The organism is Rhizobium subbaraonis, from assembly GCF_900220975.1.
Taxonomy (GTDB): Bacteria; Pseudomonadota; Alphaproteobacteria; order Rhizobiales; family Rhizobiaceae; genus Mycoplana; species Mycoplana subbaraonis.
Genome location: NZ_OBQD01000022.1, coordinates 64,555 through 80,707 on the forward strand (window position 1 = coordinate 64,555; position 16,153 = coordinate 80,707).

Genomic DNA, 16,153 nt, shown 5'->3' on the forward strand with positions numbered 1-16,153 from the left:
TTTGGCCCTCAGACAGGCTGAAAGGTCTTTCTGAGGGCTCCGAGCATCTGGTCGAGATCGGTGCAGGGGCTGCACCCGAGCTCGAAGATTTCGCGGGTCACATCGACCGGCAGACCGGAATTCGAATCCTTCGGCACCTCGTTCAGCCGCCCTCCGATCAGCACCGGGAGCCGGACGGATTGTTTCTCCATCGCCGCCTTGACGGCCTTGGCATAGGAATAGGCGACGCCATTGTAGGTGCTGATGGCAATGGCATCGGCCCCGGCCTGCGTTGCGCGTGCCACCAGCACCTCCGGATCGACGGCCACCCCGGCGTCGACAATACCGATCCCCAGTCCTTCAAGAGCCTGTTCGACCAGATACTTGCCGTGTTCGTGCACGTCCGTCGTGCCGATGCAGACCGAAATCGGCCGGGTCGTGTCGATCGGCCGCTGGCCTGCGACCCAAGCCTCCGCCTTGTCGTTCAGCTCGCGCGCCCATTCCGCATGGATGAGCGGCCTGCGACCGCGCGCGGTCTCCGCGCCGGGGCCGAACATCATCTCCATGCGCTTCGGTCCCAAGCGGCGGATGGCCAGCATGAGGGCTGCCGGATCCTTCGTGTCGACGCCCCTTTCCGCAAGGCCGGCAAGGACGGCCACTGCGAAACGCTCGCCGCCTTGCACCAGCACGTCGGCCATGGCCTCGACCTTCGACCAGTCGTACACCGGATCGTAGTAGGGGGCATGCAGGGTCAGCCGGTGGGCGAAGGTCTGCGCATCGATTATCTCGTCGACATCCGGGATGCGCTGGTTCTCAGTCACCGGCACGGGATTGATCGCATGACCGGCAGGCCACCGGCCAAGTGCCAGAATGTCGGCCAGGAGATAGCTCGCAAGGCTTGCATAATTGCCCGCAGGGCTCGACTGATAGGCAACCGTATTGCCGAAGATCATCGTGCCGGGCGTATCGTTGACGCGGACGAGGGCGGCATGAAACGCGGTTCGCGACAGCGGATCGCTGAAATGGTGTCCGTAGCAATGAGCCAGCTTCGCACCGATCAGGCCTTCGACGATGTGCTTTTCGATCAGTACCATGCCCAGCGCGCAGGCCATGTCGATGAAGAGGCCGGCAAAGCCGTCATCGAGATTGGAATGGACGAGGATCTCGGCGTCCTGCGCGGCGATGAGACCGAGCGCGGTCACGGTCGCCTCGGTGGTGGCCACGTCGTCGTCCCAATAGGGAAGACGGAAGGTGAAGTACTGGCCCAGATTGCCGACAGCGGTCGCGCCGGCCGCGATGGCAGCGCGGGTGTTTTCCACCGCGCCCGGCAGGCCCAGCATGAAATCGCCGAAATGGGCAGCCGCAGGGGCGGCGTTCGTTATGCGCGCGAAGTCCTCCGGCCCGGACAGGACGATGCCCGTGCCGCGTGACGCCTTCGCGCGCATGGCTTCCGGATAGCCCATAGACCAGTCCAGCGTGATCCCGAAGCGATCGACCGTCGCCCCGCTTCGGGCGCAGGTGCCGTGAACTTCGCGAATAGCCTCGATCGTGCGGTTGACGTCGCGAAAGCCGATATGGGCATGCTGCATGATGCGCTTCTCGGCCATGGCCTTGCGCTTCCAGGCGGCCTCGGAGGGGACGCCCTTCTCCGACAGGAACAGGCAACTTCCCACGCGCCAGTCGCGCGCCATCGCGCGCCCTCCGGAGAGGAGGTCAGCGCCGGGCGTAAGGCGCGGGTCAACAAGGGCAGGCAGTGTTTCAGCTGTCATGGCGGCCGTCCGGTTACAATTTGGCGATGAAGCGGCGGATTTCGGAAGAAAAGCTGTCCGGTTCGGCAAGCGGGTGAAAATGCGCGCCGGGGACGGTTACGAATTCCGCACCCGGAATAGCCGTTGCCACCGCGCTCGATAGTTCGGGGGGCGTCAGTATATCGTCGACGGCGGCGATCACCTGGACTGGAAACCTGATGCGTGAGAGGTCTGCAAGACGATCATGATCGAGCAACATGCGCACGCGCAGAGCTGATACGTCGAGCGGGGCGAGATTTCGAGGAGCATTGGCCACTGCGGCGTCGAGCTCGGCGGCGTGCGCCGTCAACCAGGCTGACGTATGCCCGAAGATATGCGTCAGCCGCTGGTAGGTTTCCGCCTGTCCCGCTTCCAGCATCTCGGCGCGGGCCATGAACAGCGTGCGGAACCGCGCGTCCGATCGCGCCCATGAACTGCTGATCGTATAGCTCAGGCCCTTGATATCGTGATCCAGCGCAAGCACCTGCGCAATCGCTCCTCCGGTCGAATGGCCGACGACATGGACCGGCTCATCCCATTGATGGACGATGCCGGCCACATCTGCGGCAACCCGGGGGATCGAATAGTCTCCGGGCGGCCGGTCGCTTCGCCCCGCCCCACGGTGGTCCGCCACCACCAGGCGGAACTCGGCCTGAAGCCTCTGGACCACGCCGCCCCAGAAGCGGCCGTCGCCGCCGAGGCCCGGGATCAGCAGAACCCGCGGCCCCGTTTCACCAAAGGTCTCATAGTGTATCCGGCAGCCGTCCGGCGCTGTATAGGTCGCCATCAGCCGTTTCTCCTCCCGTCCAGGACGGTTTCCAGCGCTGACAGCAGGCTCAGCGCCGTGATCGCGGACGTCTTCGGGTTGTCGGGGGAGGGGGTGTTCATGAAGCGCATGAAAGCCGTGCCTGCGGAGCTTGCAGCTTCGATCTCGTGCGTATTTCCTTCCACCTTCGGGTCGACGACGACGCGAACGGTGAGCGACCGGGGACGAACTGCCAGTGAAATTGCGAGCGCAGCATTCAAATTCTTTGGAAAGCGGCGCGCGGCCTCTTCGGGCGCACCCTCGAAAAGCACGACCTCTGTCGACGGTGCTGTCACTCCCAGCCTTTCAAGCTCTGACACCCAAGCAGCCACGGGCTTGCGCGACGTGTAGCGAATCTCCGCATCCTCCAGCCTCGCGACGGCACCGAGATAGTCGAGCCCTCCCACCGAACCGGCCGGAAGCACAAGCGGCGCGCCCGACGCTTTCCGCGCTGCGTCTAGCCTGAGACAGAGTTGCGGATCGGCCAGTGCACCGATCGAGGCCAGAACGACCGGAATTCCGGCCTCCAGAAGCGGCGGAGCGCAATCTGCCGCGGCCTCCTGGGTCGCAACCTCGACCACCGCGGATGGCCGGGCCGCGACCAGTTCCTCGATACGCGTTACAAGGCGGGCGTTTTCTGCAGATTGCACGAGACGGCCATGTTCCCGCACCAGAACGACCCACTCCGCCTCGCCGGGTCCGAAACCGGCAATGAGGCGGTGCGCCAGCGCGCCGAACCCGATGAGGCCCAGCGTGACGGGGGCGGAGCGCCCTCGGTCCGGTGCGGCGAACAAGGGCATGGATCAGTCGCCCTTGACCGGGTCGAACTTGTCGGAAAGGTCGGCGCCGAACACCGTCTGCCGTTCGATTTCCAGCACGTTCTCCGGACGGGGGAAGTTCGAGGGAACGCGGTCGCCGGGCTTGCGGGGCCTACCGATCAGCCGGAAGAAATCCTCAAGACCGTTGGGAACGATCAGCCAGACCCAGCGCAGGCGCGTCTCGCCGTCATTGATGAACATGTGGCGCATGTTCCTTGGCAGGAAGATCGCGCTGTCCGGACCGATCGGATACTCCTTGCCATCGATCACGGCGCGGCCATGCCCTTCGATGACATAGACGGCTTCCTCATTGTGCTCATGGGTGTGTTCGCGCACATAGCCGCCGGGCGCCACCGATTGCGTCCCCATGCCGAAGGGCAATTCCATGCCGACGATATGCGGTGCCAGCGCCACGTCGACATGGCCGTTGGCCGGCACGGGCTGCCAGTAGCTTTCGCGTGCTTCGGGACCGGAAACGTGGACACCGGCGGGAACTGGCGGAATGCGGGTCTCGTCCATTTTCTACACCTGTCGGATAAGGACCCCGATGGGTCTCATGGTACATCGTGACCTGCGCAGGCTATATCGCAAAAAGTGTCGACACAATAGTAGACAGATTAAATGCTGTGCTTTTATAGTGCCGCAACACGGTGAATGGGGAATAGATATGGAAGCTTGGGACGTATTGGTCATCGGCTCCGGCTCGGCTGCTTGCGCATCGGCACTGCGAGCAGCCAAGGGCGGATTGAAGGTGCTAGTCATCGAGAAGAGCGAATGGCTCGGCGGCACTTCGGCCATGTCGGGCTCGGGTATCTGGATTCCGGCCAATCACGTAGCCGCGGCCGCCGGCATTGCCGACAGCCGGGACGAGGCGATCGCGTACCTGCGCGCGGTGACGCCCGAAGGATGGGCGGAAAAAGAGGACGCGCGCTGGGTCTCCTTCGTCCAGTCCGCGCCGGACATGCTCCGTTTCCTGTCCGACAATACCCCGCTCGACCTGCGCGTCGTGGCCGAGCCCGATCCCTATGCCGAGGCGCCGGGCGGCAAGATGGTCGGACGCATGGTCTCGCCGATGCCGCTCAGCCGCCGCATCCTGGGCCGCTTGGCGGGCCGCCTGCGTCGTTCGACGCTGCCCCACACCTTCACCTATCAGGAGGTCGTCGATCTCGATCTCTACCACCACCCCATCCGCGCCGGTCTGCGCATGTGGCCGAAGCTGCTTTGGCGATGGCTGACCAATTCGGGCGGCCAGGGCACCGCCCTGATGACGGGCATGGTCAAGGGCTGCCTCGACGCCGGCGTCACCTTCTGGCTCGAAACCCGCGCCATTCGCCTCATCCAGGATTCTGACGATCGCATCGTGGGCGCGGAAGTGGAGCGTCGGGGACAGCGGCAGACGATTTCCGCCGAGCGCGGCGTGGTGATCGCGACCGGCGGGTTCGAGTGGGACCCGCAGATGCGCGAGCGCCATTTTCCCGGCCCGCTCGACCGTATCGGCAGCCCGCGCAGCAACGAGGGCGACGGCCAGAAGCTCGCAGCCTCGGTTGGCGCGGAGCTGGACCGTATGGACCAGGCCAACATCTATCCCTGCCTGCCGACCCGCTATCAGGGCAAGCAGCACGGCCTTCCGATGACCTTCCAGGCCGAACCACATTCCATCGTGGTGAACCGGCACGCGAAGCGTTTCGTCAGCGAGAATGACTTCAACATCGGCGAGGTGCTGGACCAGCGCGATGCCAATGGCGCGCCGGTGCATCTGCCATGCTTCCTGGTGGGCGACCACCGGTTCCTGAAAACCTCGATCCCCTTCCGCTGGTTTTCCTCCTACGAGCGCGACTGGGTGAAGACGGCGGATACAATTCCGGAACTCGCAGCCAAGCTCGGCCTGCCGGCCGACGAACTGATCGAGACCATCAGCCGCTGGAACGAATTCTGCAAGACGGGCCATGATACTGATTTCAAGCGTGGCGAGAACGGCTGGGAGGCCTACAAGGCGCACGGCGACGAGAACCGCCTGAAGCCGATCGACAAGGCTCCCTATGTCGGCATGACGATCAACCGGTCCATTCTCGGCACGAAGGGCGGCGCTCGCACCAACGACAAGGGCCAGGTCCTGCGCGCTGACGGTTCGCTGATCCCCGGCCTCTATGCAGCGGGCCTCGCCATGGCCAACCCGTTCGGCACTCGCGCCGTCGGCGCAGGGACGACCATCGGTCCGAACATGACCTGGGGCTACATTGCCGCCGAGACGATCCTCCGGCAGAACCGCTAAGCCCGTAGATGCGCCGCTTCTTCTCCTGACGGGAAAGGCGCGATGTGCGATGGCGTGCGCCTCGGCGACCTCGGCGCCACCTAGCTCGGCACCGAGCGGGAGGGGGCGACCGCGATAACAGGAGCCGGACGAAACCGTCTTGGAAAGCGCGGACTTGCTCTCTAGACTTCGACGCCTTGCGGCATGGCCGTGGCGAGGGAGGAGGAGCCCGCGTGTTGGTGAAGGGACGGAACCGTCTTCTGGCGGCGTTTCTCGGATTGCTTCTCGTGGCCGGCGCGGTGGCCGGTCCCGGCGGCGACTTCGTGATGCGCCGCTACATGGAGGAGGCGTCGCTGCAGGCAGGCTCGGCACTGCGGCTGGCGGTTTCCGCACTTCGTGGTCATCTGAGCCGCTTCGAGCCCCTGCCGGAACTCATCGCCGATCACGACGAGATCGAGCTTCTCGTCAGCGATCCGGACAATGCCGCCTTGCGCAGCGCTGCCAATCTCTACCTCAAGGAAATCAACGGGCTGCTGGAATCGTCCGATATCTACGTGATGAAGATGAACGGCGATACGATCGCGGCCAGCAACTATGACGGTCCCACCAGCTTCGTCGGCCAGAACTTCAGCTATCGTCCCTACTTTCAGGATGCTGCGCGCGGCGAACAGTCCCGCTTCTATGCGCTGGGCACGACCTCGCTCAAGCGCGGTTATTACTTCGCCTCGCCGATCCGTGTCGGTGATGCCATTCGCGGAGTGATCGTCTTCAAGGTGGACATCGATTCGATCGAGACCTCGTGGCAGGGTGGCGAGTACAAGATTTTCGTCACCGATCCGGAAGGCATCATTTTCATGACAGGCAGCCCGGAATGGCTCTATGCGGGCGTGCTGCCGCTGACTCCCGATCGGCTGGCCAGGACGCAGGCCTCCCGCCGCTATGCCGAGGCGGAACTGAAGCCGCTCCCCATCCGGGAGGACAACAGCAACACGGGCTACCGTCTGACGTCGATCACGGACGGCGGAGCCAGCCGCGAGTATCTGACGCTGTCGAGCTACATGCCGGAGGCGGACTGGACCGTAAACGTGCTGATGGACACGGGTTCGGTGCGCACGCAGGCGCGAACCATGCAGGTCGCCGTCCTGCTCTTCTTCGGCCTCGCCGGCCTGGCTGTTGCGATCGTGCTTCAGCGGCGGGCGCGGGTGCAGGAGCGCATGCGCCTGCAGGACGAGGCGCGTGACGAGCTGGAGCATCGCGTCGAGGCGCGCACCGCCGATCTCGCCCGGGTCAACCGGCGCATCGAACAGGAAGTCGCCGAGCGGCGGGCTGCCGAGCAGAAATTGCGGCAGACCCAGGCCGACCTGATCCAGGCGGGCAAGCTTGCCGGTCTCGGCCAGATGTCCGCGGCCCTCTCGCACGAACTCAACCAGCCGCTCGCCGCCGCCAAGACCTACGCCGACAGTGCTGGCATGCTGATCGACCGCGACCGGCTCGACGATGCCCGCGACAACATACAGCGCATTTCGGCCCTGATCGACCGCATGGCCTCGATCAGCCGCCACCTTCGCAACTTCGCCCGCAAACCGAACGAGAAGCTCGGACCTGTTTCGCTCGCAGCCGTCATGAGCGACACGATGGAGATCGTCGCCGCACGGCTCAAATCGGCGGACGCCGCACTGCTGGTCGACCTCGGCGAGACGCCGCCGGTGGTTCAGGCCGGTTCGGTCCGGCTGCAGCAGGTTCTCGTCAACATCATCACCAATGCGGCAGACGCCGTGGAAGGACTTGAAGACAGGCGGATCCATGTGCGCGTGTCGTACGAAGGCGGCAAGGTGGTGCTTGCGATCCGCGACTACGGCCCGGGTGTGCCGACCGCCATCGCAGAACGCATCTTCGATCCCTTCTTTACCACCAAGGGTGTCGGTCGCGGCCTCGGGCTCGGCTTGTCGATTTCCTACAACATCGTCAAGGATTTCGGCGGCGACCTCACAGTGTCGGCGCCCGAGGATGGCGGCGCCGAATTCAGGATCGTCCTGGATGCCGCACCGGCCATCAGCGAGGCTGCGGAATGAGCGCGAGCCGCGTTCTGCTGATCGACGACGAAGAGGAGATGCGCCGTTCCTCCGCGCAGGCGCTCGAGTTGCACGGGCTGGACGTCGTCACATTTCCGAGTGCCGACAGCGTGCTGGAACTCGTCGGCTACGGTTTCGACGGCGTGGTGGTCAGCGATATCCGCATGCCCGGCATGGACGGGATGACACTGCTGCAGCGGATCCGCGAGATGGATGCGGAACTGCCCGTCATCCTGGTCACCGGCCATGCCGACGTGCAACTTGCCGTCAACGCCATGCGCGCAGGCGTCTACGACTTCGTCGAGAAGCCATTTACCGCGCAACATCTGGCGACGATCATCCGGCGAGCGCAGGACCGGCGCAGCCTCGTGCTGGAAAACCGGCGGCTGCGCGCGGTGGCCGGCAAGCGCGACGACATCGAGGCGCGCCTTCCGGGGCGAACGCAGGTGATGGTCGATCTGCGCTATCGGCTGCGCGCCATCGGGGCGAGCGATGCCGATACGCTGGTCATCGGCGATACCGGGGTCGGCAAGGAGGTGGTCGCCCGAGCCATGCACGACATCAGTGCGCGCGCCGGCAAACCCTTTATCGCCATCAATTGTGCTGCCCTGCCGGATAACCTGATCGAAAGCGAATTGTTCGGGCATGAGGCCGGCGCCTTTCCGGGAGCGTTGCGGCCGCGATACGGCAAATTCGAGCATGGGCGCGGCGGCACGATCCTGCTCGACGAGATCGGCTCGATGCCGCTCGACCTGCAGGCGAAGTTCCTGCGGGTACTGCAGGAGCGGGTGATTACCCGGCTCGGCTCGAACGAGCCCGTGCAACTCGACGTGCGCTTCATAGCAACCAGCAAGGTCGATCTGGAACGGGAGGTAGCGGCCGGCCGGTTCCGCGCCGATCTCCTGTACCGGCTGAACGTCGCGACCCTGCATGTCCCGTCGCTGGCCCAGAGGCAGGCGGACATTCCGCTTCTCTTTCTTCAACTCGTCCGGGAAGCCGCGGCGCGGTACGGGCGAAGCGACATGGAGGTGACGCCGCGGGTCATCACCGAGATCGCCGGCAGAAACTGGCCCGGCAACGTCCGCGAACTGCGCAATGCCGCCGACCGGCTCGTGCTGGGACTGGATCCTCATCCGGGGGAGACATTCGAGGAAAGCCAGCGGCTTGCCGACAAGGTGGCGGCCTACGAGCGCGGCCTCATTGCCGGCGCCCTTGCGGCGCACGGCGGCAGCCTGCGGCCGGTCTACGAAATGCTCGGCATCTCGCGCAAGACGCTCTATGAAAAGATGCAGAAACACGGGCTGGACAAGAGCGTGCGCATAGACCCCGAAGACCGCGACATCTGAAGCGAGCGGCGTGCGATGGGTGGAAATCCACCCATCATGGGAGGCCGATGTCTCCGATCCTACCCATGCTGCGCCGCACGCGCGCCGGTTTTCTCGCCGTCAACCAGATCATACCGTTGTGCAGCAGGTCCGAGGCCTCAAAGTTGGTTCATCCATGACCGGGCGGGGGGAGCCGCACCGGCAGGCATCCATGGGAGGACCACGATGAAAACCCTTAGCGCCGTGCTCGGCATGACCGCCGTTGCGGCCATATCCCTTTGCTCGCTTCCTGCGGGCGCCCAGACCTATCCCGAAAGGACGATCACCATGGTCGTCCCCTTCTCCGCCGGCGGCCCGACCGATACGGTGGCGCGCCTCGTTGCCGAATCCATGTCCAAGGACCTGGGCCAGCAGATCGTCGTCGAGAACGTCGGCGGCGCGGGCGGTACGCTCGGCGCCGGGCGCGTGGCGCAGGCCGATCCGGACGGCTACACCATCCTGCTGCACCATATCGGCATGGCGACCAGCGCCACGCTCTACCGCAAGCTTGCCTACGACACACTGGGCGCCTTCGAATATGTCGGTCTCGTCACCGACGTGCCGATGACGATCGTCGCCCGCAAGGATCTCGAAGCGACCGACCTCAAGGGGCTGGTGGAGTACGTCAAGGCGAACAAGGACACGGTTACCGTCGCCAATGCCGGCATCGGCGCGGCCTCGCACCTGTGCGGCATGATGTTCATGAGCGCGATCGAGACGCCGCTGACGACCGTGCCATACAAGGGCACCGGCCCGGCCATGACCGACCTGCTCGGCGGTCAGGTCGATATAATGTGCGACCAGACCACCAACACCACCAAGCAGATCCAAGGCGGCACGATCAAGGCCTATGCCGTGACATCGCCGGAACGGCTGGCGGTCCTGCCGGACGTTCCTACCGCGGTCGAGGGCGGGCTGGACGGCTTCCAGGTGGGCATCTGGCATGGCGTCTATGCGCCGAAGGGAACGCCGACGGAGGTGACTGAACGCCTGTCGAAGTCATTGCAGGCGGCGCTGCAGGACCAGAATGTCGTCGCCCGCTTCGCGGAGCTCGGCACCGTTCCGTCGCCGGCGGACGATGCCACGCCCGCAGCGCTTAAGGCCAAGCTCGAAGGTGAGATCGCCCGCTGGAAGCCGGTCATCGAGGCGGCGGGACAGTACGCGGACTGATCGCGCGGCCGCCCCGGCCCCGCCGCGGGCGGCCACTTGTGCCGCAGTGATCCGGATGTCCGGACGCTGGGTACCGGGGGTTCGTCTTCGATCGCCCACAATGAACCGCATCGCATCGCGGCGTGCCGCCGCACCAGGGGGAGAAATGAAATCATTGGCATTCGACAGCACGAATGCGATCTGCGGCGCTGTCTTCGTCATCCTTGGCGGGTTCTTCACCTATCAAAGCCTGACGCTTGATCTGGGAACTGCCCTTCGCATGGGCCCCGGCTACTTTCCGCTCCTGCTGGCGCTCATCCTCGTGGTGCTCGGCCTCGTCGTTCTCGTGCAGTCCACGCGGGTCGCGGGCGAGCCGCTGGGGCCCATCGCACTCCGTGGCATGGCTTTCATCCTTCCGGCGCCGGTTTTCTTCGGCCTGACAGTGCGCGGCCTCGGATTCGTGCCCGCCCTGTTCTTCACGGCGCTGATTGCGGCATTCGCCTCGTCGCGGATGAAGCCCACGATGGCGCTGATGCTGGCCGCGGCCATCACGCTGTTCTCGGTGGTCGTCTTCAGCTACGCGCTCGGATTGCCCTTCCAGCGCTTCGGCCCGTGGGTCCGGTTCTAGGAGGCGTCAATGGAACTCTTCAGCAATCTGGCCCTCGGCTTCGCCACGGCGGCCTCGCCGGAAAACCTCCTGTTCTGCCTGATCGGCGTGCTTCTCGGCACGCTGATCGGCGTCCTGCCCGGCATTGGCGCAACCGCCACCATCGCGATGCTTCTGCCGATCACCTTTCAGCTCGAACCCGTCTCCTCGCTGATCATGCTGGCCGGCATCTACTACGGCGCACAATATGGCGGCTCGACGACGGCCATTCTCATCAACATGCCGGGTGAATCCTCGTCCGCGGTCACCGCCATCGACGGCTACCAGATGGCGCGAAAGGGCAGGGCAGGCGCGGCACTCTCCATCGCAGCGCTCGGCTCCTTTTTTGCCGGCACCGTGTCGACCTTTCTGGTCGCCCTGTTTGCGATCCCGCTGACCGCAATAGCCCTGAAATTCGGCGCCGCCGAATACTTCTCCCTGATGATCGTCGGTCTCGTCTCTTCGGTAGCGCTCGCACACGGCTCCGTCGTGAAGGCGCTGGCCATGGTGGCGCTCGGGCTGCTGCTCGGCCTCGTCGGCACCGACATCTACACCGGAACGCCGCGCTTCACGCTCGGCATCCGCGAATATGCAGACGGTCTCAATTTTGTCGCCGTCGCCGTCGGCGTCTTCGGCATTGCGGAAATCCTGCGCAATCTGGAGGGCGAAAAGACGCGAAGCGTGCTGGTGCACAAGGTGAGCGGGCTATGGCCGACGCGCGAGGATTTCAGGCGCATGGCCGCACCGGTGCTGCGCGGCACGGCGATCGGCTCCGCACTTGGCATCCTTCCGGGCGGCGGCGCCATCCTTGCCGCCTTCGCCTCCTATACCGTGGAAAAGCGCGTCTCCGACAAGCCGGAGGAGTTCGGCCATGGGGCGATCGCCGGCGTCGCGGGGCCGGAATCGGCCAACAATGCCGGGGCGCAGACCTCGTTCATCCCTCTTCTGACGCTCGGCATACCCGCCAATCCGGTGATGGCGCTGATGGTCGGCGCCATGATCATCCAGGGGATCGTGCCGGGTCCGAACGTGGCTTCCGAGCAGCCGGCACTGTTCTGGGGCATCATCGCCTCGATGTGGATCGGCAACCTGATGCTCGTCGTGCTGAACCTGCCGTTGATCGGCCTGTGGGTGAAGCTTCTGACGATCCCGTACTATGTCCTGTTCCCTATCATCATGGCCTTCTGCTCGATCGGCGTCTACAGCGTGAATTCCAACGTGTATGACCTCTACGCCGTCGCCTTCTTCGGGTTCGCCGGCTACCTGCTGGTCAAGCTGCGCTGCGAACCGGCGCCCTTGCTGCTCGGCTTCGTGCTCGGCCCGCTGCTGGAAGAAAACCTGCGACGCGCCATGATCCTGTCGCGCGGCGATCCGACCACGTTCATCACCCGGCCGATCAGCGCCACGCTGCTTCTGATCGCGCTCGCCGTGCTGGTGGTCGTCTTTTTGCCGTCGGTCAGGGCAAAGCGCGAGGAGGTATTCCAGGAGGAGGACTGAGGCCGGAAAGGGGTACGGCCGAACCGATACCAGACAGATCATCCGAAGGAGGAAACGAAATGAGAAGACTGCACCTGACGCGCCGCCATGCGCTTGCTGCCGGCCTTTCGCTCGCAGCGGCGCTGGCGCTGGGATCGCCCGCGCATGCCGACGGCTTCCCGGATCGGCAGATCACCATGGTGGTGCCATTCGCCGCGGGCGGATCCACGGATGTGGTCGCGCGTATCGTGGCCCAGAAGATGTCTGACGATCTCGGCCAGCAGGTGATCGTCCAGAACGTCGCCGGCGCCGGCGGCAACCTCGGCGCCGACAATGTCGCCCGCGCCGAGCCGGACGGCTACACGATCCTGATGGGCACGGTCGCCACCCATGCGTTGAACCCGCTGATCCTCAAGTCGACCCCCTACGACGCGGAAAAGGACTTTGCGCCGATCTCGCTTTTGGTCGTCGTGCCGAACGTGCTGATCGTCAATCCCGAACTGCCGGTGAAGACCGTGGCGGAGCTTGTAGCGCTTCTGAAGGCCGAGCCCGGGAAATACAGCTATGCCTCTTCGGGCAACGGCACACCGCTGCACCTTTCGGGCGAACTCTTCAAGTCGATGGCCGGCGTGGAGATGGAGCACATCCCCTACAAGGGATCCGGTCCGGCCTTGAACGACGTGATCGGCAACCAGGTTCCGATCATGTTCGACAACCTGCCTTCGTCGTCCGGGCACATCAAGACGGGCACGCTGCGCGGACTGGCGGTGACGACCAAGGAGCGCGCACCGTCCTTCCCGGAAATGCCGACGGTCGGCGAAAGCGTTCCGGGATACGAAACCTACACGTGGAACGCGCTGTTCGCACCCGCCGGTACGCCGCCCGAAGTGGTCGCGCGCCTGAACGTCGCCGCCGGCAAGGCGTTGGCCGATCCCGCCGTGGCAGAGCGGATGACCGAGTTCAGCGCCACAGTCGTCGGTTCGACGCCGGAGGAACTCGCAGCCCATGTGAAGGCCGAGATCGCCAAGTGGACACCGGTGGTGCGGGACGCGAAGATCCAGCTCGACTGAGGGGCCAGAGCATTTGCAGCCGAAACGGCGGCGATCATGCGGGAACAACACGACCCTGGAGCAATTCCGGTGAACCGGGCTGCGCCAGAATAGCTCCAGTGGTCCGGCCTACATCCGCTGCCGTTCGGCCCGCGGGAAGAAGATCGCGCGGGATGCATCGAAGCCGTAGTCCTTTTCAAAGGACGGCGCGTCGGCAGCAAGCCGGGCGACCGCGTCCAGGATGAACTGCACCTTCGCCTCGCTCAGGAGGACGCTGAAATTGAGCCGGGTGAAGCCTGGCTTCTTGATTTCGTCGCCGGCAAGGATGGCCTGCCGCATCGCCTCGGACTGACCTTCGTCGATCGACAGCAGGCGATGGACATAGGGGCCGGCGCAGGCGCAGCCGCCGCGCGCCTGGATGCCGAACCTGTCGCTCAGCATCCGCGTGACGAGCTGCTGGTGGACGTAGCCTCCGGCGCCGTCATGGACACGGAAGGAGAAGATCGGCAGACGCTCGGGTGCTTGCGCGCCGAGAAGTTCGAGCTGCGGCACGGCCTTCCAGGCCTCGAAGGCCCGGCAGGTCAGCGCGCGGTTCCTGCGCGTCATCTCCGCCTGGCCGATCGCGGCCTTTACGATGAACGCCAGCGCGGCGCGAATGTCGCCAACCACGTTCGGCGTGCCCGCCTCCTCCCGCGCCTCGAGGCTGTCGCTATAGTCGTGCGATGTCGGCGAGACGAATCTGACCGTGCCACCACCCGGCCAGGACGGCTTGCGGGTCGAAACACTGTCGCGACGGACGATCAGGATACCGGACGCACCGGGTCCGCCAATGAACTTGTGCGGCGAGGCGACGATGGCGTCGATCGCTGCCCCCGGCTTCGGGGTCATCGCAATCTCGCAATAGGGACCGGCGCCGGCATAGTCCCAGATCATCTTCGCGCCGGCCGCCTTCACCTGTTCGGTGATGCCTGTGACGTCGCTGATGATGCCAGTGACGTTGGACGCTGCGGAAAGGCTGCAGATCGTCAGGCCTTTGGTTTCGCGCCGCAGCGCCGCCTCCAGAAGTGCGAGGTCGGGGCCACCCGTCTCGGCCTCCGGGACCTCGACGAGTTCCGCCCCGCTTTCCCTCCAGGGCAGGATGTTGGAGTGATGCTCGTACGGCCCGATGATGACGCGTACCGGCTCGCCGTTCGCCAGCGCATCGGAGATACCGAAGAGCTTGACCAGCCGGTTCAGCCCGGCCGTCGCGCCCGACCCTGCGAAGATGACGGCGTGGGCCGCGTCGGCGCCGCAGCAGTGCGCGATCAGCGCTCGGGCTTCGCGCCGCATGCGGGTCATGAAGCCCCCACAGAAGGAGGCTTCCGTGTGGCTGTTGGCGTAGTAGGGCAGGACCTCTTCCAGAATGAACCGTTCCACCGACAGAAGCGCCCGCCCGGACGCCACATAGTCGGCATAGACCAGCTCTTTCACGCCATAGGGTCCCTCGATCGTGGCCGCCGCGCCGACAAGGTCGCCCTGCAAGCGGGATATAACGTCGCTTCCTTCAAGGTATTGCCTGAACCGGGCGAGCGGCGTGGAAATCGTTTCCGGTTGGTAGCTGGCGGCGGCGGGCATAGGGCGTTCTCCGGCATGGGGCATTGACCGCGAGTTTAGTCTGGAGCAACGTCAAGAACCTCACACATCTTTTGCACCTTTTGCCACTTATCGGGTCATATGAACGGAAAACTCGGAACTATCGATAGCTTTGATCTGAAAATCCTGACGTGCCTGCAAAAGGACGCCAGCCAATCCCAGCGCGAGCTCGCCGAGAGGGTCGGACTGTCGCAGAACGCCTGTTGGCGACGCCTTCAGCGGCTGACCGCCATCGGCATGATCCGCGGGTCACGCAGCGAGATCGACCTTTCCGCGCTCGGGCTCGACCTGACGGTGTTCGTCATGATCCGCACGCGCCACCACTCGCGGGAATGGATCGAGAGTTTCCGCGAGCATGTCGGGCGCCTGCCCGAGGTCGTCGATTTCTATAGGATCGGCGGCGACTGGGACTATCTCATCAAGGTCGTCACCAGGGGCATGGCGGGATATGACGCCTTCTACCAGAAGCTCATCACCAACTTCGACCTCGCCACGGTGACCGGCTTTTTTGCGATGGAGGCCATCATCGACAACCGCGCCGTCGATCTTGGTCGCCTGAAATGATCGATCCGGATCGGGAGGCCGCGCCTTCTGCCGGCAGGCCCGCAGAGAACGGTGCCAGGCGTCAGGCACTGTCGCGCGATGCTCTCGTATCCGGCGTTGAGGCCGGAATATCACGACCGATGGTCAGACCATGCAAGGCCGAAGCCGCCCACCTTGCGATGAGCGGCCTCGATTGCGTTTGCGATTGGGCGGCCGGCCGGTTCGCCCGGCCAATGCCTGCTGCCGTTACAGCAGGAAATCGTCCGCCTTGAAATCGACGAGGCTGTCGATGTGGATGGCGAAGTCGGACTTTCCGTCGCCGTTGACGTCGCCATAGACATAGGTGTCGGCCTTCTCCTTGAAGTAGCGCAGCTCACCGGCGGCCTTGGAGAACTTGTCCGTGCCGATGAACGAGAACGCCTGGTTGCCCGACTTCGTGGTGACGGCGTCGATGCCGGTCAGGTCGATCAGGTCCTTCTCCTTCTGCGAGAAGTCGAAGATCGTGTCGCTCTTGGCCTTCGAGCTCGAGAGGTCTGCGAGCGACTTGAACACGAAGGTGTCCGCCCCCTTGCCGCCATGGAG

14 protein-coding genes are annotated in these 16,153 nt (G+C 64.7%); 8 read left to right on the forward strand and 6 right to left on the reverse strand.

Going from position 1 to position 16,153, the window contains the following annotated elements; genetic code table 11:
- Window positions 1-8: 8 nt before the first annotated feature.
- From CRO48_RS25865 to CRO48_RS25880, 4 genes are read right to left on the reverse strand one after another with little or no spacing between them, the layout of a single operon-like run.
- The gene (locus tag CRO48_RS25865; RefSeq protein WP_097142649.1) at window positions 9-1,748 is read right to left on the reverse strand and encodes a cobalamin-dependent protein; all 1,740 of its coding nucleotides are present in this window, start codon (window positions 1,746-1,748) and stop codon (window positions 9-11) included.
- Window positions 1,749-1,761: 13 nt separating this feature from the next.
- Window positions 1,762-2,553 (reverse strand): alpha/beta fold hydrolase, encoded by a 792-nt coding sequence (locus tag CRO48_RS25870; RefSeq protein ID WP_097142650.1) that lies wholly within the window; start codon window positions 2,551-2,553, stop codon window positions 1,762-1,764.
- Entirely contained in the window at window positions 2,553-3,371 is an 819-nt protein-coding gene (locus CRO48_RS25875; RefSeq protein ID WP_097142651.1) for an aspartate dehydrogenase domain-containing protein, read from the reverse strand. Before CRO48_RS25875 ends, CRO48_RS25870 begins: the two co-directional genes overlap by 1 nt.
- 3 nt (window positions 3,372-3,374) lie before the next feature.
- Window positions 3,375-3,908: a cupin domain-containing protein gene (locus CRO48_RS25880; RefSeq protein WP_097142652.1), complete on the reverse strand. Its 534-nt coding sequence runs from the start codon at window positions 3,906-3,908 to the stop codon at window positions 3,375-3,377.
- A 148-nt stretch (window positions 3,909-4,056) separates the two neighbouring features.
- On the opposite strand from CRO48_RS25880, the gene CRO48_RS25885 reads away from it, so the two are divergent.
- The 7 genes from CRO48_RS25885 to CRO48_RS25915 all read left to right on the forward strand — a co-directional run bounded on the left by CRO48_RS25885 (window position 4,057) and on the right by CRO48_RS25915 (window position 13,417).
- Window positions 4,057-5,661, forward strand: coding sequence for an FAD-dependent oxidoreductase (locus tag CRO48_RS25885; RefSeq protein ID WP_097142653.1), 1,605 nt, complete (start codon window positions 4,057-4,059; stop codon window positions 5,659-5,661).
- 218 nt (window positions 5,662-5,879) lie between these two features.
- A complete protein-coding gene (locus CRO48_RS25890) occupies window positions 5,880-7,712 on the forward strand; it encodes a sensor histidine kinase (protein ID WP_407071959.1) in 1,833 nt (610 codons plus the stop codon).
- Window positions 7,709-9,058: a sigma-54-dependent transcriptional regulator gene (locus tag CRO48_RS25895; protein WP_097142654.1), complete on the forward strand. Its 1,350-nt coding sequence runs from the start codon at window positions 7,709-7,711 to the stop codon at window positions 9,056-9,058. Before CRO48_RS25890 ends, CRO48_RS25895 begins: the two co-directional genes overlap by 4 nt.
- Before the next feature lie 204 nt (window positions 9,059-9,262).
- Entirely contained in the window at window positions 9,263-10,246 is a 984-nt protein-coding gene (locus CRO48_RS25900; RefSeq protein WP_097142655.1) for a tripartite tricarboxylate transporter substrate-binding protein, read from the forward strand.
- 145 nt (window positions 10,247-10,391) lie between these two features.
- Window positions 10,392-10,853 (forward strand): tripartite tricarboxylate transporter TctB family protein, encoded by a 462-nt coding sequence (locus tag CRO48_RS25905; RefSeq protein ID WP_097142656.1) that lies wholly within the window; start codon window positions 10,392-10,394, stop codon window positions 10,851-10,853.
- A gap of 9 nt (window positions 10,854-10,862) precedes the next feature.
- The gene (locus CRO48_RS25910; protein WP_097142657.1) at window positions 10,863-12,368 is read left to right on the forward strand and encodes a tripartite tricarboxylate transporter permease; all 1,506 of its coding nucleotides are present in this window, start codon (window positions 10,863-10,865) and stop codon (window positions 12,366-12,368) included.
- Window positions 12,369-12,427: 59 nt separating this feature from the next.
- Window positions 12,428-13,417 (forward strand): Bug family tripartite tricarboxylate transporter substrate binding protein, encoded by a 990-nt coding sequence (locus CRO48_RS25915; RefSeq protein WP_097142658.1) that lies wholly within the window; start codon window positions 12,428-12,430, stop codon window positions 13,415-13,417.
- 108 nt (window positions 13,418-13,525) lie between these two features.
- Here CRO48_RS25915 and CRO48_RS25920 read toward each other — a convergent pair whose 3' ends face one another.
- Window positions 13,526-15,010, reverse strand: coding sequence for an aminotransferase class V-fold PLP-dependent enzyme (locus CRO48_RS25920; RefSeq protein ID WP_097142659.1), 1,485 nt, complete (start codon window positions 15,008-15,010; stop codon window positions 13,526-13,528).
- A 99-nt stretch (window positions 15,011-15,109) separates the two neighbouring features.
- Here CRO48_RS25920 and CRO48_RS25925 point away from each other — a divergent pair, with 99 nt between their 5' ends.
- Window positions 15,110-15,592, forward strand: a complete 483-nt coding sequence (locus CRO48_RS25925) for an Lrp/AsnC family transcriptional regulator (RefSeq protein WP_097142660.1) — start codon at window positions 15,110-15,112, stop codon at window positions 15,590-15,592.
- Between the two features lie 225 nt (window positions 15,593-15,817).
- Here the strand turns inward: CRO48_RS25925 and CRO48_RS25930 are convergent.
- Window positions 15,818-16,153, reverse strand: a 336-nt coding sequence (locus CRO48_RS25930; protein WP_407071958.1) for a M10 family metallopeptidase C-terminal domain-containing protein, incomplete at its 5' end; no start/stop codon positions are given.

Excerpts from the sequence above, each read along its gene's own strand:
- CRO48_RS25885 (WP_097142653.1), top strand. The coding sequence starts at position 4,057 with ATGGAAGCTTGGGACGTATTGGTCATCGGCTCCGGCTCGGCTGCTTGC.
- CRO48_RS25925 (WP_097142660.1), top strand. The coding sequence starts at position 15,110 with ATGAACGGAAAACTCGGAACTATCGATAGCTTTGATCTGAAAATCCTG.
- CRO48_RS25900 (WP_097142655.1), top strand. The coding sequence starts at position 9,263 with ATGAAAACCCTTAGCGCCGTGCTCGGCATGACCGCCGTTGCGGCCATA.
- CRO48_RS25870 (WP_097142650.1), bottom strand. The coding sequence starts at position 2,553 with ATGGCGACCTATACAGCGCCGGACGGCTGCCGGATACACTATGAGACC.
- CRO48_RS25895 (WP_097142654.1), top strand. The coding sequence starts at position 7,709 with ATGAGCGCGAGCCGCGTTCTGCTGATCGACGACGAAGAGGAGATGCGC.
- CRO48_RS25880 (WP_097142652.1), bottom strand. The coding sequence starts at position 3,908 with ATGGACGAGACCCGCATTCCGCCAGTTCCCGCCGGTGTCCACGTTTCC.
- CRO48_RS25905 (WP_097142656.1), top strand. The coding sequence starts at position 10,392 with ATGAAATCATTGGCATTCGACAGCACGAATGCGATCTGCGGCGCTGTC.
- CRO48_RS25920 (WP_097142659.1), bottom strand. The coding sequence starts at position 15,010 with ATGCCCGCCGCCGCCAGCTACCAACCGGAAACGATTTCCACGCCGCTC.
- CRO48_RS25875 (WP_097142651.1), bottom strand. The coding sequence starts at position 3,371 with ATGCCCTTGTTCGCCGCACCGGACCGAGGGCGCTCCGCCCCCGTCACG.
- CRO48_RS25910 (WP_097142657.1), top strand. The coding sequence starts at position 10,863 with ATGGAACTCTTCAGCAATCTGGCCCTCGGCTTCGCCACGGCGGCCTCG.
- CRO48_RS25915 (WP_097142658.1), top strand. The coding sequence starts at position 12,428 with ATGAGAAGACTGCACCTGACGCGCCGCCATGCGCTTGCTGCCGGCCTT.
- CRO48_RS25865 (WP_097142649.1), bottom strand. The coding sequence starts at position 1,748 with ATGACAGCTGAAACACTGCCTGCCCTTGTTGACCCGCGCCTTACGCCC.